20 protein-coding genes are annotated in these 20,652 nt (G+C 59.0%); 9 read left to right on the top strand and 11 right to left on the bottom strand.

The window, feature by feature from the left end; translation table 11 throughout:
* Positions 1 to 7 precede the first annotated feature (7 nt).
* A complete protein-coding gene (locus tag ACJO5Y_RS05640; RefSeq protein WP_406985445.1) occupies positions 8 to 370 on the bottom strand; it encodes a hypothetical protein in 363 nt (120 codons plus the stop codon).
* A gap of 217 nt (positions 371 to 587) precedes the next feature.
* On the opposite strand from ACJO5Y_RS05640, the gene ACJO5Y_RS05635 reads away from it, so the two are divergent.
* Complete coding sequence (locus ACJO5Y_RS05635; protein WP_406985444.1) at positions 588 to 1,178, top strand: hypothetical protein; 591 nt, start codon at positions 588 to 590, stop codon at positions 1,176 to 1,178.
* 140 nt (positions 1,179 to 1,318) lie between these two features.
* Positions 1,319 to 3,400, top strand: coding sequence for a patatin-like phospholipase family protein (locus ACJO5Y_RS05630; RefSeq protein ID WP_406985463.1), 2,082 nt, complete (start codon positions 1,319 to 1,321; stop codon positions 3,398 to 3,400).
* Positions 3,401 to 3,413: 13 nt separating this feature from the next.
* On the opposite strand, the gene ACJO5Y_RS05625 is transcribed toward ACJO5Y_RS05630, so the two are convergent.
* The 3 genes from ACJO5Y_RS05625 to ACJO5Y_RS05615 all read right to left on the bottom strand — a co-directional run bounded on the left by ACJO5Y_RS05625 (position 3,414) and on the right by ACJO5Y_RS05615 (position 6,680).
* Positions 3,414 to 4,094 carry a GntR family transcriptional regulator gene (locus tag ACJO5Y_RS05625; protein WP_406985443.1) on the bottom strand — a complete coding sequence of 227 codons (681 nt, stop codon included), beginning with the start codon at positions 4,092 to 4,094 and terminating at the stop codon, positions 3,414 to 3,416.
* Between the two features lie 88 nt (positions 4,095 to 4,182).
* Positions 4,183 to 5,613 carry a cardiolipin synthase gene (cls, locus tag ACJO5Y_RS05620; protein WP_406985442.1) on the bottom strand — a complete coding sequence of 477 codons (1,431 nt, stop codon included), beginning with the start codon at positions 5,611 to 5,613 and terminating at the stop codon, positions 4,183 to 4,185.
* Positions 5,614 to 5,615: 2 nt separating this feature from the next.
* A complete protein-coding gene (locus ACJO5Y_RS05615; RefSeq protein ID WP_406985462.1) occupies positions 5,616 to 6,680 on the bottom strand; it encodes an AraC family transcriptional regulator in 1,065 nt (354 codons plus the stop codon).
* Between the two features lie 403 nt (positions 6,681 to 7,083).
* Here ACJO5Y_RS05615 and ACJO5Y_RS05610 point away from each other — a divergent pair, with 403 nt between their 5' ends.
* The 4 genes from ACJO5Y_RS05610 (at position 7,084) to ACJO5Y_RS05595 (ending at position 10,599) form a co-directional block, all read left to right on the top strand.
* A complete protein-coding gene (locus ACJO5Y_RS05610; RefSeq protein ID WP_406985441.1) occupies positions 7,084 to 7,875 on the top strand; it encodes an alpha/beta fold hydrolase in 792 nt (263 codons plus the stop codon).
* Between the two features lie 82 nt (positions 7,876 to 7,957).
* Positions 7,958 to 9,055 (top strand): SMP-30/gluconolactonase/LRE family protein, encoded by a 1,098-nt coding sequence (locus ACJO5Y_RS05605; RefSeq protein ID WP_406985440.1) that lies wholly within the window; start codon positions 7,958 to 7,960, stop codon positions 9,053 to 9,055.
* Positions 9,052 to 9,540, top strand: a complete 489-nt coding sequence (locus ACJO5Y_RS05600) for an acyl-CoA thioesterase (RefSeq protein WP_406985439.1) — start codon at positions 9,052 to 9,054, stop codon at positions 9,538 to 9,540. Before ACJO5Y_RS05605 ends, ACJO5Y_RS05600 begins: the two co-directional genes overlap by 4 nt.
* Before the next feature lie 75 nt (positions 9,541 to 9,615).
* Positions 9,616 to 10,599: an NADP-dependent oxidoreductase gene (locus tag ACJO5Y_RS05595; protein ID WP_406985438.1), complete on the top strand. Its 984-nt coding sequence runs from the start codon at positions 9,616 to 9,618 to the stop codon at positions 10,597 to 10,599.
* A gap of 15 nt (positions 10,600 to 10,614) precedes the next feature.
* Here ACJO5Y_RS05595 and ACJO5Y_RS05590 read toward each other — a convergent pair whose 3' ends face one another.
* From ACJO5Y_RS05590 to speA, 5 genes are all read right to left on the bottom strand, one after another.
* Positions 10,615 to 12,486 carry a cation:proton antiporter gene (locus ACJO5Y_RS05590; RefSeq protein ID WP_406985437.1) on the bottom strand — a complete coding sequence of 624 codons (1,872 nt, stop codon included), beginning with the start codon at positions 12,484 to 12,486 and terminating at the stop codon, positions 10,615 to 10,617.
* Between the two features lie 21 nt (positions 12,487 to 12,507).
* Entirely contained in the window at positions 12,508 to 13,299 is a 792-nt protein-coding gene (gene tcdA, locus ACJO5Y_RS05585; protein ID WP_406985436.1) for a tRNA cyclic N6-threonylcarbamoyladenosine(37) synthase TcdA, read from the bottom strand.
* A gap of 258 nt (positions 13,300 to 13,557) precedes the next feature.
* The gene (locus tag ACJO5Y_RS05580; protein ID WP_406985435.1) at positions 13,558 to 14,199 is read right to left on the bottom strand and encodes a ChrR family anti-sigma-E factor; all 642 of its coding nucleotides are present in this window, start codon (positions 14,197 to 14,199) and stop codon (positions 13,558 to 13,560) included.
* A complete protein-coding gene (locus tag ACJO5Y_RS05575; RefSeq protein ID WP_406985434.1) occupies positions 14,196 to 14,795 on the bottom strand; it encodes a sigma-70 family RNA polymerase sigma factor in 600 nt (199 codons plus the stop codon). The genes ACJO5Y_RS05580 and ACJO5Y_RS05575 overlap by 4 nt, the downstream gene beginning before the upstream one ends.
* A gap of 161 nt (positions 14,796 to 14,956) precedes the next feature.
* Complete coding sequence (gene speA, locus ACJO5Y_RS05570) at positions 14,957 to 16,876, bottom strand: biosynthetic arginine decarboxylase (protein ID WP_406985433.1); 1,920 nt, start codon at positions 16,874 to 16,876, stop codon at positions 14,957 to 14,959.
* A gap of 201 nt (positions 16,877 to 17,077) precedes the next feature.
* Between speA and speE the strand changes: the two genes are divergently transcribed.
* Entirely contained in the window at positions 17,078 to 17,959 is an 882-nt protein-coding gene (gene speE, locus ACJO5Y_RS05565) for a polyamine aminopropyltransferase (RefSeq protein ID WP_406985432.1), read from the top strand.
* A gap of 93 nt (positions 17,960 to 18,052) precedes the next feature.
* Positions 18,053 to 18,247 carry a DUF6316 family protein gene (locus tag ACJO5Y_RS05560; RefSeq protein ID WP_406985431.1) on the top strand — a complete coding sequence of 65 codons (195 nt, stop codon included), beginning with the start codon at positions 18,053 to 18,055 and terminating at the stop codon, positions 18,245 to 18,247.
* Positions 18,248 to 18,318: 71 nt separating this feature from the next.
* Here ACJO5Y_RS05560 and amtB read toward each other — a convergent pair whose 3' ends face one another.
* Together amtB and glnK are read right to left on the bottom strand one after the other, a co-directional pair.
* Positions 18,319 to 19,587, bottom strand: a complete 1,269-nt coding sequence (gene amtB / locus ACJO5Y_RS05555; protein ID WP_406985430.1) for an ammonium transporter AmtB — start codon at positions 19,585 to 19,587, stop codon at positions 18,319 to 18,321.
* Positions 19,588 to 19,659: 72 nt separating this feature from the next.
* Entirely contained in the window at positions 19,660 to 19,998 is a 339-nt protein-coding gene (gene glnK, locus ACJO5Y_RS05550) for a P-II family nitrogen regulator (protein ID WP_004578958.1), read from the bottom strand.
* A gap of 386 nt (positions 19,999 to 20,384) precedes the next feature.
* Between glnK and ACJO5Y_RS05545 the strand changes: the two genes are divergently transcribed.
* Complete coding sequence (locus ACJO5Y_RS05545) at positions 20,385 to 20,639, top strand: accessory factor UbiK family protein (RefSeq protein WP_406985429.1); 255 nt, start codon at positions 20,385 to 20,387, stop codon at positions 20,637 to 20,639.
* Positions 20,640 to 20,652: the final 13 nt, after the last annotated feature.

Below are 20,652 nucleotides of genomic sequence, written 5' to 3'. Positions count from 1 at the left end.
TAACGGGTTACAGGCAGTCAAACTGCGACCGGCGATCAAAGGCAACAGCGACCATGTCGTATCCGGAGTCGGACAGGGAGCGGATCAGTTCCCGGTTTTTCAGCAATGTCATGCAGACCTTGTGGACGCTGGCCTGCAATTGCTCTGCCGCCGGCGTGGAATGAAACCTAAAGTCCACAATCAGGTATTTGCGATCGACCGCAGCCGTGACCGGAATATCCTCACGCTCCACGCTTTCGTAGCCGATATAGGTCGGCTGCTCATTGCTAAAGACGTTGCTCATGAGCACGTCCAGGTTCTCCGCCAGCGCGGGACGGCTTGCCAGGATGGACAGCAGGATAAACGTGGCGGCGCCGAGGGCTCTGTTCATGGATGCACTCCGTGGTGCTGGTCCGGTCGCTTAGTAACTGGGTGTAACATCTGGTTACGGTGATTATCGCAGACTCTGAAGCAGTTTGCGTGCAACGCGACAGGGATTTTTCAATTGTTTTCAGGGCGGTCAGAAAGTGTGCGGAAGGCGACAGGTTTTCGCGGGCATGACCGATCAACTATCATGATAATAAACCGATTCAGCAAGAGGCAGATTCATGTTCCAGCTCGTCTTCAAGGGTGAATGCGCACCGGGTATTGATGCCGCCACCGCCCGCAATAATGCGCGGACGCTGTTCAAGGCCAGTGTAGAGCAAATAGAACGTATGTTCAGCGGGCAGCCGGTGGTGATCCGCAACAAGCTGGATGGGGAGCAGGCGGAGAAGTATCGCGCGGTACTGGCAAAACACGGGATGGTTGCCTATGTGCAGCCAATGGCCGGAACGGAACCAACGCCCCGCGAGGCGCCATCCCCGGCACCGAAACCTGCACCTGCACGACCGGTTACACAAGACCAGCCGGCCAGGTCCGCTGAAAGCGCTCCGTCGGTGGAACCCGGTGACCGACTGCAGGTTGCGGGGGAAAAAGTGGATACCATTCTGGCGGGCTCGGGGCTCTCTCTGGATCCGGTCGGTGTTAACCTGGCCGAGCATCAGGAGGTGGAAGCCCCGATGTTCCAGCATCTGGACGAGTGGACGCTGGCCCCTGCCGGTACGGACCTGGGCGTCGAGCGTGATCTGCCTCCGCCGGTGGTGCCCGATGTGTCTCACCTGTCGTTGGCCGATGACGAAACCACCAAAAACCAGTAAATAACAGGATCCCTCTCTTGCCAAGGATCGCAATCCTCCTGCTTGTCTGTGCTGTCTCTTTTGTCCCCACCGTGACGGCGGATTCGGTTGAGGACCGCCCCACGGTCGGGCTGGTGCTCAGTGGCGGTGGCGCCAAGGGGATGGCCCATGTGGGTGTCCTGCGGGTGCTCGAGGAGATGCGGATTCCGGTGGACCTGGTGGTGGGCACCAGTGCGGGCTCCGCAGTCGGGGCACTCTATGCCACTGGCATGCCGGTGGATGAGATCGAGCAGCGTTTTATCGATCTGGATTGGGTCTCCAGCTTTCGGGATGACCCGGGCCGGGCCTACAAACCCGTGCGTCGCAAACAGGAAGACTGGCGTTTTCCCGTGGTTCCCGGCCTTGGTGTGCGGCTGGATGGCCTCCATGTAGGCGGCGGTATCATCGCGGGGCAGAATCTTGGCTTTATTCTCAACGAACTGACCCGCAATGCCGCCCTGGTGGAGGACTTTGACCAGTTGGCGATCCCTTTTCGGGCGGTGGCCACCGATCTGGAGACCGGCGAGCAGGTTGTCATCGGCAATGGCAACCTGTCCGAAGCTATTCGCGCCAGCATGAGTATTCCGGGGGTGTATGCGCCGGTGAGATGGGACGGCCGCCTGCTGGTGGACGGCGGGGTTGCCAACAACCTGCCGGTGACCGTGGCCCGCGAGATGGGGGCGGACATCGTGATTGCGGTGGATATCACCGACCCTTTGCTGAAAGCGGAGGATCTCCAGGAAGCATTCTCGGTGGTCGGTCAGTTGACGACCATGATGACGCGGATGAACACGGATTATCAGCTGGAGCGGCTACAGGATCAGGATATCCTGATCCGGCCAGACCTGGAGGGGCGAACCTCCTCCGACTTTTACGATGCGCCAATACTGTTTGAATTGGGGGCGACCAGCACCCGTTCTCACGCCGTCGAGTTGCGTCACCTGAGTGTTTCGCGGGAACGTTGGGCCGACATCCGGGAAACAATGAATACCAGTGGGTTTTCCCCGGGTGACATTGTCCGTATTGAAGTGGATCAGGATTCCCGTTTGGCCGGAGAATTCCTGCGCTCCAGAATCCGCCAGGAAATCGGTGACCCCCTGGACGTGGAGATCCTGGAGGATGACCTGAAACGGATCTATGGCCTGGGTTACTACGAGACGGCCTCCTATTCATTGTCTCCGTCCGACGAAGGCACCGTGCTCACCATCCGCGTGCAGGAAAAATCCTGGGGGCCCAACTACCTTGCGTTTGGACTGAACTACGAAGACAACTTCGACGGGGAAACCCGCTTTAATGTCGGTTCCGCCCTGCGCATGACCGAGCTTAACGCCCTTGGTGGCGAGTGGCAGACCGGGCTGCAGTTGGGAACCGAACCCTACGTGCGCACGGAATGGTTCCAGCCCCTGGATTACGGCTATGAGCGGTTTCTGATTGCCGGTGCGGAATATACCCGCGACACCTTCAGCGTGTTTGGCGATGACGGCGACCGTATTGCCGAAGTGGACGTGACCTTTCGCCAGTTCGACCTGGCGCTGGGCATGGAACTTGGCGGGAATGGCGATGTGCGTTTGGGTTATACCCGCGGTTACGCCACGGTGGACGAACAGCTTGGCACGCCGGTGGCGCCGTCCGGGTCCATTCATCAGGGCAGTCTCAGCCTGCAGTTGGTGCATGATTCCCTGAACGATATCTTCTACCCCCAGTCAGGAGGCTTCGCCGGTATCCGGGGGCGAATGGAGCGGGACGATCTGGGTTCGGATCGGCACTTTGATTCCGTCACCGGCATGGGGCTGGGCACCGGCAGTTGGCGGGATTTCACCATGACCGGGTTGCTGTATGCCCATGCCGTCACCCGCGGGGAGCCCGGTATCGAAAATACCGTCCGGCTTGGCGGGTTTCGTCGGTTGTCGGCCTATGCTCCGGGCGAGATTACCGGTGAAAACGCGGCCATGGCGTCGCTGTTTGCCAGCCAGGAGTTTGGCGGCCCCTTTTTACCCTGGTTTGCCGGCATGGGCTTCGAGACTGGTAACGCCTGGGAGTCGTTCGGCGATGCCAGCTGGAACAACACGGTCAGGTCCTGGAGCGTGTTTGCCGGCGTCGATACCTTCCTGGGACCGGTTCAGTTTGCCACCGCCTACAACAATGAAGATGACTGGACCGCTTACCTGAACATCGGGTTTTCGTTCACCCAGTTATTCTACTGAGTCGTTATTGCAGTCAGGCTCCGCGGCGTGTCTGGTTGTTGTTCAGCGCCTCCAGTACCTGGCGACATTGCTGTTCGGCAAAGTGCTGGAGGATCCTGGCCAACCGGTCTTCGTCCCGGTCCTTGATGGCGCGGATGGATTCGTCCATGTGGGCCAGATTATCCTCCAGCACCTTGTTGCCACCGCTCTGGAAGGCCACGAATGCGCAGCGTTTGGCGGATGGCCAGAGATCCTCAATGGCGGAAACGATGAAATAGTTATCCGCATAGGCGAGGGAGGCCTTGGTGTATTCGATGCCCAGCTCCAGGAATCGCATCAGGTCATTGCGCTGGAAGCACGCCTGCATCTGGTCGTACAGGGATTCCAGCTTGTCCATGTCGGCCGGTTGCCACTGGCGGGCAAGTTTGCGGCCGGTATGGGTCAGGTAGAGTTCCAGGGTTTCATACAGGCTGCGAACAAAATAATCATCCAGCTCCGTGACAAACGCGCCCTTGCGGGGAACGTTGCGGACCAGGTGGCGTTTTTCCAGCAGCAGTAACCCTTCGCGGATGGATCCGTGACTGACGTCCATCTGTTTGGCCATGGAGTTCTCGTAAATGCGCTCGCCGGAGCGAAGCTGGCCAAAGGCAATCAGGTTCTCAATGTGGCGGGCAACCTGTTCGGTGAGGGTTTCTCGGGGCTTGAATGTGGTCATGGTCCTGCTTCGTTACTGCTTGCCTGGCTCGGGTTCCCTGAATACTCTCACATTCTATCCGCCGGGAAAACGCTTGCACCCAAACCCCTCAGAGCAGCGGTGCCAACAATCGCACGGCACGGCAGCCCAGGCGGAAGGCGATGGAGCGATCCTGATAGTCGCGCTCGGTCATCCGCCGTGAGTTTTCCAGATCCTCTTCCAGCATGGTGGTCACCTCCGAGACAAACTCGCTGGAGGTGGTGATGGCGGTGATTTCGAAGTTCAGGCGCATTGAGCGATTATCGAGATTGGCGGTACCCACGGCGGCATAGCGGTTGTCCACCAGAATGACTTTCTGGTGCATGAACCCCGGCTGGTAACGATAGATGCCGACACCCGCCTGGGAGGCCTGGACAAGGTAGGAATAGGCGGCGACCTTGATCAGCCAGCTGTCTGATTTCTCCGGAATGATAATGCGCACATCGACACCCCGCAGGGCGGCCAGCTGCAGGGCATTCATGATCTGGAAATCCGGCACGAAGTAGGGTGACGCGATCCAGATGCGGGTGCGGGCGTTGTTGATGCAGTTGAGGAAAAACAGTGTACAGGTTTCGTAGGTGTCGGCGGGTCCGGTCGGCAGTATCAGCACCTCGTGGTCGCCGGAGGGCGGCAGCGCCGGTTGCCAGTTAAGGTCCGGGAATTCGTTACTGGCCCAGTTCCAGTCTTCCAGCCACGCCAGCTGCAGCCCGATAACCGCAGGTCCGGCAATGTGGCAATGGGTATCGCGCCAGGGCTCCTGATCCATGGCGGTGCCGAGGTATTCATCTCCCAGGTTGATGCCGCCGACAAAGCCGATGTTGCCGTCGCAAAGCAGCAGTTTGCGATGGTTGCGAAAATTGATCTGGAAACGTCGCCGGCGGATATTGCCATCCCCGAAAGACGCCACCCGCGCGCCGGCGTGGGCCAGCTCTTTCAGGTAAGTGCGGGGCAGCCAGACGCTGCCGATATCGTCGTACAGGAACCACACCTGAACACCTTCCGCGAGCTTGCGTTTCAGGATCGACTTGATGCGTTGACCGACCTTGTCGGAGCGAATGATGTAGAACTCCAGCAGGATGTAATGGCGGGCGTTTTCCATGGCATCGAAAACCGAATCGAACGTGGCTTCGCCATCTTTCAGGAGGGTGCAGTGATTATTGCTGGTGAACGGCTGTCGCCCCAGCTTGCACAGCACCTGAAATTCATCGCCGAAATGTTCGTTGCCCGGGTGCGACAGGGTCGTGGTTTGTTGCTCGAAGTGGTTCAGTAAATCGGTCAGCGCGGCGTCGCCCATGCGCCGGGCACGGACATAACCGCCAAAGCGGTTGCGACCGAACAGCAGGAACAGGGGCACGGCGAGGTAAGGCAGGCCGATGAGAGCAATGATCCAGGCAATCGCGCCTTGGGCGGTGCGGTACGTCAGCAGTATCCGGTAAACGCAGGACAGTGCAGCCAGGTAGAGCAGGCTGACAGCAATCGCGATCAGGGTGGTTTCAGGCATCGTTATTCCTGTGCCTGGCCGGATTCTCCGGCCAGGTGGCGGGCACGGTATTGCGCCGGAGCCATGCCGGTCCAGCGTTTGAAGGCGCGGCTGAACGCACTGAGTTCTGAAAAACCGAGCAGGAAGGCGATCTCCCCCAGGGCATACTGATCAGCTGCGACATACCTGAGGGCCTTGTCCTTGCGCACCTGCTCCACCAGGTCATGAAAACTCAGGCCTTCTTTTTTCAGCCTGCGGTAGAGCGTCTGCCGGCTCATATGACACTGCCGGGCCAGGGTATCGGCGTCGATCCTGTCGGTGGACATCTGGCGTGAGATCAGGCGCCGCACCTTGCGGCCAAAGGTGCGGCGGGTCTGCAGGCGTGCCAGCAGGGAATTCACCTGTCGCAACACCGCGGAATACACATAGGGATTGCGGTGGGGGATCGGATGGCTGAGGTGCCGGCTGTTGAAGGCCAGACGTGTGCTGGTGCTGTTGAAAATGACGGTGCCCCCCAGCAATTGCTCGTATTCGCCGGCATAACCGGGTCTGGGGTGAGCAATCTCGGCCCATTCCGCGTGGATGCCGGGATGAATGAAATGTCGGGTGCGGCACAGGGCTGCTGCCAGGGTGCGATCCATATCCTGGCGACAGTAGTGGCCGGGGCTGTCCGGCTGCCAGGTGAGAATCGCCTGTTCACCGGTCTGCTCGAAACTGAGGGTAACGGACTCATTGATCAGCCGGTGCAGTCGCACGTATTGGGTAACGGCCTCCCCCAGGGTATCGCAGTTGAAAAAGACATGGCCTACCAGCCCCATGCGTTCCGGGTCCACCACCTGCCCGGCATGGAGACCGACGGCGGGATCGCCCGTTACCTGTTCGGCATGTTGCCAGAGTTGGTAGTGCGCATCGGCGGGAACACGCAAGTCGGGGTCAGCCAAGGCCTCCAGGGACATGCCAAGGATGTGTTCGATGCGCGCCCGGTTCAGCACCCCCAGGCAGTCGAGGTAGTGCACCAGCGCCAGGGTACTGGAGGCGGCAACCAGAGGTGCCGTGGTTGTTTCAGCCGGAACTGCGTTCACTGTGATCCATTCCTGTTGTTAACAGGTTTTCATCTCCGCTGATACAAAATGTCAAACGGATGGGACAGCCTGTCAACGGTTTGTCATACCAACAACGATAGCATTAAGTCATCAGGTTGGAGCAATGGATCAGCGATTATTGAGGAGGTGTGTACTATGGAACGCGAAATTTTCGTGCCCCATACAGAACGTGAACGCCGGAACTGTGAGGCACTCGCCGAATACCTGAACAGCATCTTCTATTGCTGATCAGGCAAACCGTACGCTATTGACCTTTGAGCCGGGGAACTCCCCGGCTTTTTTTATGCCTGCAGAAACCTGGAGGCGTCGCCGGCCTTGCTCCATTTTCCGGCAGTGGTAATGTATCCCGCTGACTTCAGACAAAGAACCGATCCGGAGAGCATCGTTCATGAGTGTTGAACTGAACCATCGTATTACCGGCGAAGGGCCGCCACTGATCATTCTGCATGGCCTTTTCGGGTCCATGGATAACCTGGGCGGTATTACCCGGCGTTTGCAGGATGAATGGCAGGTTCATGCCCTGGACCAGCGCAACCACGGAAACTCCACTCATACCGAGACCATGGATTACCCGGCCATGGCGGCGGATGTGGTTGCCTATATGGACGCCCAGGGACTGGACAAGGCCGCCATCCTTGGTCATTCCATGGGCGGTAAAACCGCCATGCAGGTGGCGCTGTCAGCGCCGGAGCGGGTGGACAGGGTGATCGTTGCAGACATTGCGCCGGTGACCTATAAGCCCCGCCATGATGCCATTCTGGAAGGACTTACCTCTCTTGACCTGAGCGCCGTCAAAACCCGTCAGGATGCAGACAGCATGCTGGCAGAGCATGTCGACATGCCCCAGGTTCGCCAGTTCCTGCTGAAAAACCTGGTGCGTGTTCCCCAGGGGGAGCAGAAACCGGGAGAAGGTCTCTATCGGTGGCGCCTGAACCTACCGGTTATTGAGGCCTGCTATCCGCAACTGGCGCTGGCTCCGGAAGGCGATAGCCCCTATGACGGCCCTGTGCTGTTTCTCAAGGGGGCGGAGTCTGCCTATATCCAGGAGAAGCACTGGGATGAGATCCGCCGTTTGTTCCCTTCCGCGGAACTTCAGGTCATCGAAGGCACGGGGCATTGGTTGCATGCGGAGAAGACCGACGCTTTTGAGGCTCTGTGTCGCCGCTTCCTGAAACAGTGAGTCCGGCCCGGGCAGCGGTGTAGCCGTGTCCGCGTCTCTGCTAAGGTTACGTCATCGTATCTGAATGGGACGGATGTCTGTTATGAAGTGGCTGTTGGGACTTTTGCTGGTCGGGTTTGTGTTGTTGGGGGGCTTTCTGCTGTCTCCGTCTCCCGTTGACAGCAAGGCCTGGAAAGCGCCTTCGCCACCGGCCATGACCGGCAAGCTCGCGCCCAACGAACTGTTGCGCCTGTCCGACCTGCTCGCCCGTGGCCAGGTGTACGGGCCGGAAGATACCACTGTGGGCGCCAACGGCGTGTTGTACACCGGCACCCAGGACGGCAAGGTTGTCCGGGTCTGGCCGGACGGGCGGGTCGAGGAGTGGCTGGAAACCGGTGGTCGCCCCCTCGGGCTGGTATTCGATGACAAAGGCAACCTGATCGTGGCGGATGCCTGGAAAGGCCTGTTGTCGATTGCCCCGGACAAGACCGTTACCCTGCTGTCACGGGAATCGGAGGGGCTGCCGTTTCGCTTTACCGATGATGTGGATATTGCTCCGGACGGCCGTATCTATTTCACCGACGCCAGCTCCCGCTTTGAACAGCCGGACTATGTACTGGACCTGCTGGAGATGCGTCCCCATGGCCGCCTGCTCCGTTATAATCCCGGTACCGGCAAAACGGAAACCCTGTTGAGAAACCTGCACTTCGCCAATGGCGTGGCGGTGTCTCCGGACGGGGACTATGTGCTGGTCAATGAAACCTGGAAATACCGTATCCTGAAATACTGGATCCACGGTCCCAGGGCAGGGCAGGCAGAGGTTTTTGCCGATAACCTGCCGGGGTTCCCGGACAACCTAGCCGTGGATCATGCCGGGCGTTACTGGGTGGCCTTTCCGACGCTCCGCAATGCCCGGGTGGATTCCATGCATCGCCAGCCCTGGCTGAAAGACCTGGTGGCCAAACTGCCGGAAAGCTTCCACCCAAAACCACAGGAATATGGCCTGGTGCTGGCCTTTGACGCCAATGGTGAACTGATCACCAGTCTCCACGATACCCGCGGGACTCACCTGCAGGAAATCACCTCGGTCAATCCGCACGACGGTAACCTATACTTTGGTTCACTTCACAATGACCGCATCGGACGGCTACCGTTGCGGGCCATTCCGGGCTTGGAAAAACAGGGAGAACAGGACGAATGAGCGACAGCGTGCAGGCGATTGAGCAGACGATTGAATGGGACCTGCCGTCCCCGTATACCATGGACATCCTGGTCAGGGATGAGGACACCGATCGCCTCGGTCACGCCAACAACGTTGTCTATGTCCGCTGGCTGGAGGATGTCAGCTGGGCGCACATCGAAAGCCTGGGCATGACCTGGGAGCTCCATGAGGCCACGGGGAAAGCCATGGCCATCACCCGTACCGAGATTGACTACCTTGCGTCAGCCAATGCCGGCGATCGCCTGGTGCTGGGCACCTGGCTGACCGGATATGACGGTCGTTTCCGCTCCTCGCGCCAGTTCCAGCTGGTACGCGTCTCGGATGGCAAGACTCTGGTGCGAGCCATGTCCACCCATGCCTGCGTAAACATGAAATCCCAGCGGCCTTCCAGGGCGCCGAAAGAATTCGCCGAGATACTCGGTAGCGCCGTGGTGGCTGGCGGTCGTGGTCTGACACTGGATTGAATCACCTTGCACGCCAACTTCTGCTAGTCTGAACAAAAGCCCGTTTGCCGTTACCACCGTTGTCCGGAGATCCCCATGGAAAACGTCGTTGATCAGAACACTGAATCCTCCATGTGCCATGTGATCTATGATCACTTTGGTGAACGTGATGTCCTGCAGGTGGTCAGCTCGGAGGTTCCCCATCCACAAGCGGGGCAGGTACTTATCCGCGTCCATGGCGCCGGCCTGAACCCCATTGACTGGAAGACCCGCAAGGGGTTGGGATTCGCTGCGCGCCAGATTGAGGATTCGTTGCCCTGGACGCCGGGCTACGATGTGGCCGGTGAAGTGGTTGCCGTGGCAGACGACGTGACAACCCTGGCGCCGGGGGATCGCGTTATGGGGATGGTCGGTTTCCCGGCGACAGGCGGCGGTTACGCGGAATATACCCTGGCCGCCGCGGATGAACTGGCCATTGTTCCGGAGGAACTTGACCTGGTAACCGCGGGGGCGTTGCCGCTGGCGGCACTGACGGCCTGGCAGGCGCTGTTCGAGGTGGCCAAGCTGGAGTCGGGTCAGAAGATCCTGATTCATGCCGGCGCCGGTGGTGTCGGGCATTTTGCCGTCCAGTTTGCTCTGGAGCGGGGTGCCCATGTGGTCGCCACGGCCTCGGCCGGTAACCGTGATTTCCTGGCAGAGCTGGGCGTGCACGAGGTAATAGATTATCGCACCATGGATGTTGCCGAGGAATGTTATGGCCTGGATGTGGTGCTGGATCTGGTTGGTGGTGAAGCCGGCAAGCGTTCCCTGCACACCCTTGGCGAACACGGCGTACTGGTGACCATTCCCACGGTCACCGCGGACGAGATCATCAGCGCGGCTGAAGAGTTGGGGCTGCGGGCCCACGGCATGACCGTGCGCCCCGATGTGTTCCACCTGGATGAGATTGCGGAACTGATCGAAGACGGCGACGTCAAGGTCCACATCGAGCAGGCCTTCCCGCTGGCCCGGGTGGCCGACGCCCACGAATTGCTCGAGGGCGGCCACGTGCGCGGCAAGCTGGTGCTCGACTGCCGCTGATATTCCGAAGCGCCTTTACTTCCGGGCGGTGGCCCCGTCCGGAAGCTCCCTCTCAGCTTCTGCTGTCTGTTCTTCCCTTTCCTTGCGCTCTTTCGGAGCCTGGGGTGGTACCAGGCTGACCAGGATCCAGTCATTCTCTGGCTTGACGCGGTCCATATCCAGTACCGGCGACACGCGCCCCTTGCTGTCAAAGACAAACAGCACCAGCGGCTGGTGATGGAACTTTTCCAGGAAGTCCTTGTATCCGAACGCTTCACTGAGCTGGGTGGTTTTTACGGTGTAGCCCTGGCTGGCCAGGCTCGCGAGCTTGGCGTAGCTGACGCCATCGAACAGGCCCCGGGTCATCTGGATCTTCTCGGCGGTCTGGTGTCGCGCTTTCTGGTCGGGATCGCCTTCCGCCAGGGTAAACACCGAATCCTTTCCGAACCAGTCCAGGAAATGGTAGGTCGCCAGCGAGTTCATGTGCTTGTAGGGTGAAATGACCAGCAGGTTGCCAATACCGGTCAGGTCCAGGTGGGTCGAGGCGTGCTCGGATACCGGGTTACCGAAGTAGACCTGGAGGTTGTCCATGCGCGCCTGGCGGATGTTTTCCCAGTTGGTGTCGGCCAGTGTCACTGGCACGTCATACTTCTTCAGGGCAACGGCGATCTTCCGGGCCACCGGGTTGGCGCCGAGAATCAGGAAACCGAATTCGGCGGGCTCTGCAACCTTCAGCAGCCGGGCCAGGGGGCGGGCGGTCAGACTCTGAAGTGTCACGGTGGCAATGATCAGCATGAACACCAGAGGCACCAGGGCCCCGGCGCTCTCATATCCGAGCTTCTGCAACTGGAATGCAAACAGCGCGGAAACCGCCGCCGCGACAATGCCCCGGGGGGCAATCCAGCTCAGAAACAGCTTGTCCCGCCAGTTGAGGCTGGTGCCAATAGCCGACAGGAAAATGCTCACCGGGCGTGCCACCAGCATCAGCATGGCCAGCACCGCCACCAGGCCCCAGCCCAGTTCGGCAATGGCGGAAAATTCCACCCGCGCCGCCAGGATGATGAACAGCGCCGAGATCAGCAGCACGCTGAGGGATTCCTTGAACTCCAGGATGCTGTCGATGGGCACCTGCTTCATGTTGGCCATCCAGATACCCATGATGGTAACGGTCAGCAGTCCTGACTCGTGTGCTAACTCATTGGAAAGGGCATACACGCCAAGCATGAAGGTGAGGGTGCCGGCGTTATGCAGGTATTGGGGGATCAGGTGTTTTCTCAGCGCCAGGCCGTTCAGGTAGCCGGCAACAGCGCCGATGAGGAAGCCCACCGCCAGGGTCTTGCCGAAGATGTAGAGCGAGTGTCCGAACACATTGCCCTGACCCCAGGACACAATGCCCTCGAACACCAGAACCGCCAGTAGCGCGCCCACCGGATCAATGATAATGCCTTCCCAGCGCAGGATGTTGGCCAGTTTGGCGTCCGGTCGAACGGATCTCAGCAGCGGGGCGATCACCGTCGGCCCGGTGACGATGGAAATGGCTCCGAAGAGCAGGGCAACCTCCCAGGACACCTCAAGCAGCCACCGTGCTGACAGCGTGCCGATGATGCAGGTGACAATGGAGCCGACCGGAATCAGGTTACGCACCATTTTGCCGTGGCCACGGATTTCCTCATAGCGCAGCGTCAGGCTGCCCTCGAAGAGAATAATGGCGACAGACAGGGAAATGAGCGGGAACAGTAAGTCGCCAAACACCACTTCCGGTGTCAGGAAACCCAGCCAGGGGCCCGCGGCAATACCGCCAGCCAGCAGGAAGAGAATGGCTGGCATCCTGACGCGCCAGGCGAGCCACTGACAGAACAGAGAAAGAATGCCGATGCTTGCGAGAAGCAGAACAGTGCTTACGGGCATAGTGACTTCAGGTCCGTTGAGTTATGGGTTAGCGCGTCGTGCGATCCGGTTCAGTAGCCGCGAGGCCGCAAAAAAGCCGAAACTGGCGGTGACCGGGCTGGCTGCCCCGAAGCCCGAGGCGCAATCCAGACGGACCGGGCCTTCGGTGGCGGGTTTCTGCAGGCAGACTTCGCCGTCTCCGGCAGGATACGTCAGCTGTTCCAGCGAGTACACGGCTTCTATGCCGAAGCGCCGCTTGGGATTACGGGAGAAACCGTACTCCCGGCGCAGCATGTTACGAACCTTGGCCAGTAATGGATCTTGCGTGGTCTTGCTGAGGTCGGCAACGCGGATCTGGGTCGGGTCCAGCTGGCCGCCGGCGCCGCCGGCACAGATCACGGGAAGTTTCCGGCGCTGGCAGTAGGCAATCAGGGCGGCCTTGGCCTTGACGCTGTCGATGGCATCCACCACGGCGGTCATGTCAGCGGTGATCAACGCATCGACGTTTTTCGGGGTCAGGAATCCGAAATGCACGCGGATGTCTGCCTGGGGATTGATCGCTTTCAGCCGCTCCGCCATGGCGTCGGTCTTGGTTCGACCATACTGGCCTTCCAGGGCATGAAGCTGTCGATTGGTGTTGGAGACACAGATGTCATCCATGTCGATCAGGGTCATGGCACCGACGCCAGACCGAACCAGCGCTTCCGCCGCCCATGAGCCCACGCCGCCGAGTCCGACGATGGCAATATGCGACTGGCGAAAGGCTTCCAGGGCGCGACGGCCATACAGGCGTTCTATCCCGCCAAAGCGAAAACCGTAGTCGTCAGGGGTCATGGAGGTCTCCGGTGATGTCAAAGACGGAGATTGTAACCCAAGCATCGGCAGGCATAAAAAAAGCCACGCGGGGCGTGGCTTACAAGCAAGTGTTCAACCCGACGGGGAGTTGAACAGGACTAGTTCAGAGACACTAATCAACCCGCTTAGTATCTATCTTCGGGCAGACTATCTGAAGGTCAGAGCCTGACAACTGTCGGTCATTTCCGGCCAGCATGCGGACCTGGTTACTGGTGCCGTGCCTCAACCCCGACGTGCTCAGCGAATGAAAGGATTAAGCAGTCGCGTAAAGGTGCCGGTCAATTTAACCGGGGCACTGAGGATGGACAATGTGATGCAGTCCTCGCAGCCAACCGCGATCGGCCGGTGCTCGTCCTGTTCGTTGAGAACCACAAAATCCCATTGATTGAACACGCCTTTGTGGTCCGCGAATGCACCCTGCAGCACGATGGTGGTTTCTTCGCCCCTATGGGTGTGGGCGGGCGCCTTGCCTCCCGCTGCCAGTTTCTGCAGGACGACCTGTTCGTGTTGCCCCGGGAAGCGTTCGGAGATATCCAGCACGCTGACATCCCCCAACTGGCGTTTCCAGGGCAGGCTGTTCAGGTCGTCCCCCAGCAATTTCCGGAGCGCGCTGACCCTTGGCTCAATGGCCGCAATCGCACGGCCTTCGTCTTCCTCGCTGTCAATCCGCGACAGGATGTTGTCGAACATATCCTCACTGACGCTGACTTTCGGCTGATGTTCCATCATTACCGCGCCCAGGCTGTCGAGAGTGTCCACGCGGCCACGGCAATGGGGGCACTGATCCAGATGCAGCCGGATGCACAGAGCATGGGGCTCGGTCAGGTTGCCGGCGCTGTACTCCATCAACGTCAGGCTGTCGGGATGGTGCCGTGTCATACGTTCTGGTCCTGCAAAATCACTTTCAGCTTGTTCAGAGCCAGACGAACCCGGCTCTTTACGGTGCCAAGGGGAATATTGAGCTCGTCAGCCACCATCTGGTGGGACTTGTTCTCCATGTAGACCTTGGCAATCACGGTAATCTGTTCTTCCGGCAAGTGGCTCAGGGACTCCCGGATGCGTCGCTCGGACATCAGACGGTGCAGAGAGGTGACTGGCTCATCCTCGTTTTCGCCGGGGATTTGCCACAGATCCTCGGTTTCGATCGGCATCTCCGCACTGGTGCGCCTCATCTTCCGCAACATATCGATGCGCTGGTTCCGCGCGATGGTGAAGATCCATGTTGAGGCCGCGGCCTTGCGCCAGTCATACAGGCAGGATCGCCGCCATATGGACACGAAGACCTCTTGCACCAGTTCTTCAGCGTGACTGGCCAGGCCATTCGCCATGGCGTAATACTTGATCTGCGGGCCAAAATGCTCGAACAGAGCGTGATAGGCCTGGCGATCCTGGTGTTTGCCCACCTTGTCCAGCATCTGGCTCCAGGGATCCTTGCGGCCCTCGGGGCGAGCGGACTGCCGCTCCAGTGTTGTCACCGGACGCTCCTTGACTGTTGCATGATTTGAGCATGTTCTGGACATTATTCTATGCACTCGTCTCGGGTTTGTCAGTTCCGTGATATACGGGCTGACCCCCGTTGCGGATCAGCCGTTTTTTCAGAACTGTCGGGACAAGCACCTATGGCCAGGGTGCGGCGTTATTCTTCCAGGTAGGTGTAGCCGTCAAGTCCGCCTTTCAGCTCATTGAACAATCGGGTTTGTTCATCAGCGGGGAGGCTGCTGGCGCGGAACTGGTGCTGGTAGGACTCGAGCAGGGCCTCAGGTTCGAAGTTCACGTATCGCAACACCTTGGCGACGGTATCTCCGGTGGTGGCGTCACTGACGGTGTACCCTTCGGCGCCATTGCCATGGACATCGACGGAATGGGTGTCGCCAAACAGATTGTGCATGTCGCCCAGGATTTCCTGGTAGGCGCCGGTCATGAAGAACCCCATCAGCAAGGCTTCGCCGGGCTTGTTCTCCGGTAGTGGCAAGGTGGTCTCCACGCCCTGACCATCCACGTAGCGATCGATCCGGCCATCGGAGTCACAGGTGATGTCCTGGATCACTGCGCGACGTTGCAAGGGCCGGTCCAGTCCATTGATGGGCATGACCGGGAAAATCTGATCAATGCCCCAGACATCCGGCAGTGACTGGAACAGGGAAAAGTTCACGAACAGCTTCTCGGCGAGCTTTTCGTTCAGTTCGTCGATGATTTCGCGGTGCGCCCGGTTGGCACTGTCCAGTTGGGATCTCAGCAACCGGCAGCTGCAGGTGTACAGGGTCTCGGCGTTCGCCCGTTCGTCGAGGGACAGCAGGCCGTGGGCAAACTGGGCGTGAACATCAGCCATGGCGTGGAGTACGTCGTGGTAGATTTCCGCCAGTGAACGGGGTGAGCCTTCATCGTTGAGACTCTGCAGATCGCGCCACAGATCCTGCAGCGGTGCGGCGGCGTCGGCCCCGGGCTGGGCTGGTACGCGGGCGTCGGGGGTTTCCTGGTCAATCACGTTGGTGACCAGCACGGAGTGATGGGCCGTTAACGCCCGGCCGGATTCACTGATCAGATCCGGGTGGGGGATGCCGGCGCGGTCGCATTCCGCCTGAAGGATATGGACAACATTGTAGGCGTACTCGTGGACGCTGTAGTTCATGGAGCAACTGCTGCGCGAGCGCGTGCCCTCGTAATCCACACCCAGGCCGCCCCCGATATCCACGGTGCCCACGGGAGCGCCCATCTTGCGCAATTCGCTGTAGAATCGCGCACTCTCCTTGAGACCGGTCTGGATGTCGCGAATGTTGGCTATCTGGGATCCCAGGTGGAAATGCAGGAGTTGCAGGGCATCCAGTGCGTCCGCCTCGCGGAGGGTCGCCACCACATCCAGTACCTGGCTGGCGGACAGGCCGAATTTGGATTTTTCGCCCCCGGTATTCTGCCAGTTACCCTTGCCGATGGTGGCCAGGCGGGCGCGTACACCGATCAGCGGCGAAACACCGAGGTTTCGTGATTCCTCCAGAATGAGAGGCAGCTCGGATTGTTTTTCCACCACAATGAAAACCCGGTGCCCCAGTTTCTGACCGATCAGTGCGAGGCGGACGTACTCGCGATCCTTGTAGCCGTTACAGACAATCACCGATCCCGGCTGGCGGGACATCGCCAATACGGCCATCAGCTCCGGTTTGCTGCCCGCTTCCAGACCAATCTGGTTGTTGCTTGCGGCCGGCTCGGCTCTCAGCAGTTCCTCCACCACGCGACGCTGCTGGTTGACCTTGATCGGGTAAACCGCGGTGTATTGCCCCTGGTAGCCCTGTTCCGACGCCACTTTGTTGAACGCGCCGCACAGTTTGTTCACCCGGTCGTGGAGGATGTCGGTAAAACGGATCAGTACTGGCAACTGGATGCCCCGCGCAGTCAGGGTGCGGGTCAGTTCCGGCAGGTTGATGCCTTCCGCAGGATTGTCACTGCGGCCACGGTCTGGCCGTATGAGTACTTCCCCACGGTCATTCACATCGATATAGCCATCGCTCCAGTGGGCGATGTTGTACACCTTGTGGGCGGCGCTTACGGTGGCTTGGGTCATTGCGGTCATCCTGTACAGAATCCGGGCCGGGCACATGCCGGCGTATGGTCGCCATTGTAGGGATTACGCTGCCCGGCTAAAAGAACCGCTTGTGGAAAATACGTGGATGACGCGGGCTATAGTGCTTTAGCTGAGAGCCTGGCCCACCTACAATATCAGCAAATACGAAACAGGCTCGCTGAGCAACACGAGGAACTCACCATGAAGGCATTGAACGAAAACTGGTTTACCGAGGTATTCCAGGACCAGGGAACGGCATTTTCCCTGCAGGTTAAGAAAAAACTGCACGAGGAGCAGAGCGAATTCCAGAAGCTGGAGATCTACGAGACCGAAACATTCGGAAACCTCATGGTTCTTGATGGCTGCGTGATGCTGACCAGCCGGGATAACTTCCTCTACCACGAGATGATGACCCACCCGGCGCTGTTTACCCACCGTGACCCGAAGAAGGTGGTGATCGTGGGGGGCGGTGACTGCGGCACGTTGAGGGAAGTGCTGAAGCACCCGGGCGTTGAGGAAGCCTGGCAGGTAGAGATTGATGAGCGGGTGACCCGGCTGTCAGAGAAGTACTTCCCGGAACTCTGTGAATCCAACGACGACCCTCGCGCCAACTTCTTCTTTGGAGATGGTGTTGAGTGGATGCGGGATGTGGAGCCCAACAGCATCGATGTGATTATTATCGACAGCACCGATCCCGTGGGCGCCGCGGAGGGTCTGTTTGCCCTCGATTTCTACCGTGACGCCATGTTGGCCCTTCGTGATGGCGGCATCCTGGTCCAGCAGAGCGAATCGCCGTTGCTGCATACCGATACCATCATCAAGACGATGCATGAAGATATGCAAAAGGCCGGATTTGATCACATCCAGACGCTGCCATTCCCGCAGCCGGTCTACCCGACCGGTTGGTGGAGCTGCACCATGGCGGGGAAAGAAAAGCCGGTGCAGTACTTCCGTGAGGAAGACGCCGAGCAGCGGCCGTTTGTGACCCGTTATTACAATGTCGGCACGCATCATGGGGCCCTGGCCATGCCACAGTTCATGGTGGACGTGCTGGAAGATCGCGTTGTTCCCGGCGAGGCCTGATGGTTTTCGCATTCCTGTGGATCTTGGCTAAACTGCAAAAGTGATCAGTAATTGATCGACGTTAACCGTTCGGTTGTAGCTGGAGAGTAGGATATGGACGTTAGAAAAGGTGAGCAGGAGCGAAACTGGTTTCGCAGTGATCGGTTTACCATGGTCAATGGCCAGTGGTTCTTTCAGACCCGGGAGGGCTCGTTTGAAGGGCCGTTCGACAATGTGAATGAGGCGCAGATGGAGCTGCTGCTTTATTTACGCCACTCGGAAGACGACATCTTCCGCAATGCGATATAACCCCTGATTGGTTGATAAACAAAAGGGGCGCTCCATGGAGCGCCCCTTTTGCGTGTCACTGTCGGCAGTCTTTATTTGCTGCTGACAAACTCCGGATAGGCTTCCATACCACACTCGGACAGGTCGACGCCTTCGTATTCGTCTTCCTCGCTGACCCGCAGGCCAGTCACGGCCTTGATGACGCCCCACACGATCAGGCTGGCGACGAACACCCAGACAAAGATGGTGAGGGCACCGACGATCTGGCCGATGAAACTGGAGCCGTCGTTGGTAACCGGCACCAGCAGCAGGCCAAGCAGACCACACACGCCGTGTACCGAAATGGCACCGACGGGATCGTCAATCCGCAACTTGTCCATGGTGACGATGCTCATTACAACCAGCACGCCACCGAGGCCGCCGAAGATGAGTGCGGTCAGGGCGCTGGGGGTGGCGGGCTCGGCAGTGATAACGACCAGGCCGGCCAGGGCACCGTTCAACAGCATGGTCAGGTCGGCCTTGCCGAACATCAGTCGTGCGGTGATCAGCGCGGCGAGGGCGCCACCAGCGGCGGCGGCGTTGGTGTTCAGGAACACCATGGCAACGGAGTGGGCACTGGAGATATCGCCAAGCTTCAGCACCGAGCCACCGTTAAAGCCGAACCAGCCCATCCACAGGATGAAGGTGCCAAGGGTTGCCAGCGGCATGTTGGCACCCGGAATGGCATGGATCTCGCCATTGCGGCCATACTTGCCTTTACGGGCACCCAGCAGCAGAACACCTGCCAGAGCGGCGGCGGCACCGGCCATGTGCACAATGCCGGAACCGGCAAAGTCACTGAAGCCCAGGTCGGCCAGACTGTACATGCCGAACACGGAGGCGCCGCCCCAGGTCCAGGCGCCTTCCATCGGGTAGATGAAACCAGTCATCACAACCGCAAAGAACAGAAAAGCCCAGAGCTTCATACGCTCGGCCACGGCGCCGGATACGATGGACATGGCGGTTGCAACGAACACAACCTGGAAAAAGAAGTCAGAGGCGCCAGAGTAGATGGAGCCGCCTTCGAAGCCGTCCTCACGGCCAGCGTAGTCACCAAGGACACCGGCCACGTCCACGTCGCCCATGCCGGTGAGGAAGATGTTGCCGCCGTACATGATCGCGTAACCGCAAACCAGGTACATGGTGCAGGCCACTGCAAACAGGGCCACGTTTTTGGTCAGGATTTCAGTGGTGTTTTTGGCGCGTACCAAGCCAGCTTCCAGCATGGCAAAGCCAGCTGCCATCCACATGACTAATGCACCGCACACCAGGAAATAAAAAGTATCTATAGCATACTGCAGGTGAAAGATGTTGCTTTCCATATGAAGCCCTCCGCACGAGGCTTTTCAGGTTATAAGTTTTTTTTGCGTTGGCTATCGGAATTCAGGCTGTTATCAGACCGCTTCCTCGCCGGTTTCCCCGGTCCGGATACGGATCGCCTGTTCGAGTTCTGTCACGAAGATCTTGCCGTCACCGATCTTGCCGGTATTGGCAGCCTTGGTGATTGATTCAATAACCTGGTCCAGCAGGTTGTCACCGATGGCAACTTCAACCTTGACCTTGGGCAGGAAGTCCACCACGTATTCCGCGCCACGATAGAGTTCTGTGTGGCCTTTCTGCCGCCCGAAGCCTTTCACTTCGGTGACGGTTACGCCTTGCACGCCAATCTCGGATAGTGCCTCACGGACATCATCCAATTTGAAAGGCTTGATGATCGCTGTCACAAGTTTCATTGCTTTCTCCTTGGTAAAGCCGTCCCAACAGTGAGGGCCTATTAGCCGTTTATGTTGAGGTCGGAATGCTGCCACCTCGCACACCAATTGTGCGGATTGCGTACGAGGTTTATAGCATCGGGTGTGCCAACGCAAAAAAGTTGCATAATTTCATATTGTTAGAAATATTGCGCTCCAGTTTGGAACATTATGTTGCACCAAAACAGAGCATTGGTTCTCACGACGAGCCAAATTGGCGCACCGTGCAAACCGTCCAGCGGCGCTATTATACTGCGGACAGGGCACAGTATGGCAGGGCCAGCGATGTGTTACACTCCCGCAACTCCGTTCCGGGCGACTGATCGTCGGTTAGCGCCGGAACCCGTCGATGCCAGAGAGGTGATGTTGTGAAAGGTCCGCAGGATTTCTTGACCCAGCTCCAGGGCCAGTTTGGCCAGTTCGTGCCCGATATGGCCCGTGCGGCCCGGGAAGATTTTGAAACCCAGGCGAGGGCAACGGTGATGTCGGTGCTTTCCCGCCTTGAGCTGGTGACCCGTGAAGAGTTTGATGCCCAGCAGGCGGTGTTGATGAAAACCCGTGAAAAGGTGGAGGCGCTTGAGAAGCGCGTAGCGGCACTGGAAAGCAAGCTGCAAGACAGCTGAGTTTGCCCCGGGA

It is taken from the genome of Marinobacter alkalisoli (assembly GCF_045449855.1).
Lineage (GTDB): Bacteria > Pseudomonadota > Gammaproteobacteria > Pseudomonadales > Oleiphilaceae > Marinobacter.
Note: the sequence above shows the minus strand (reverse complement) of the source record. Positions and strands in the feature narration are given on the sequence as shown.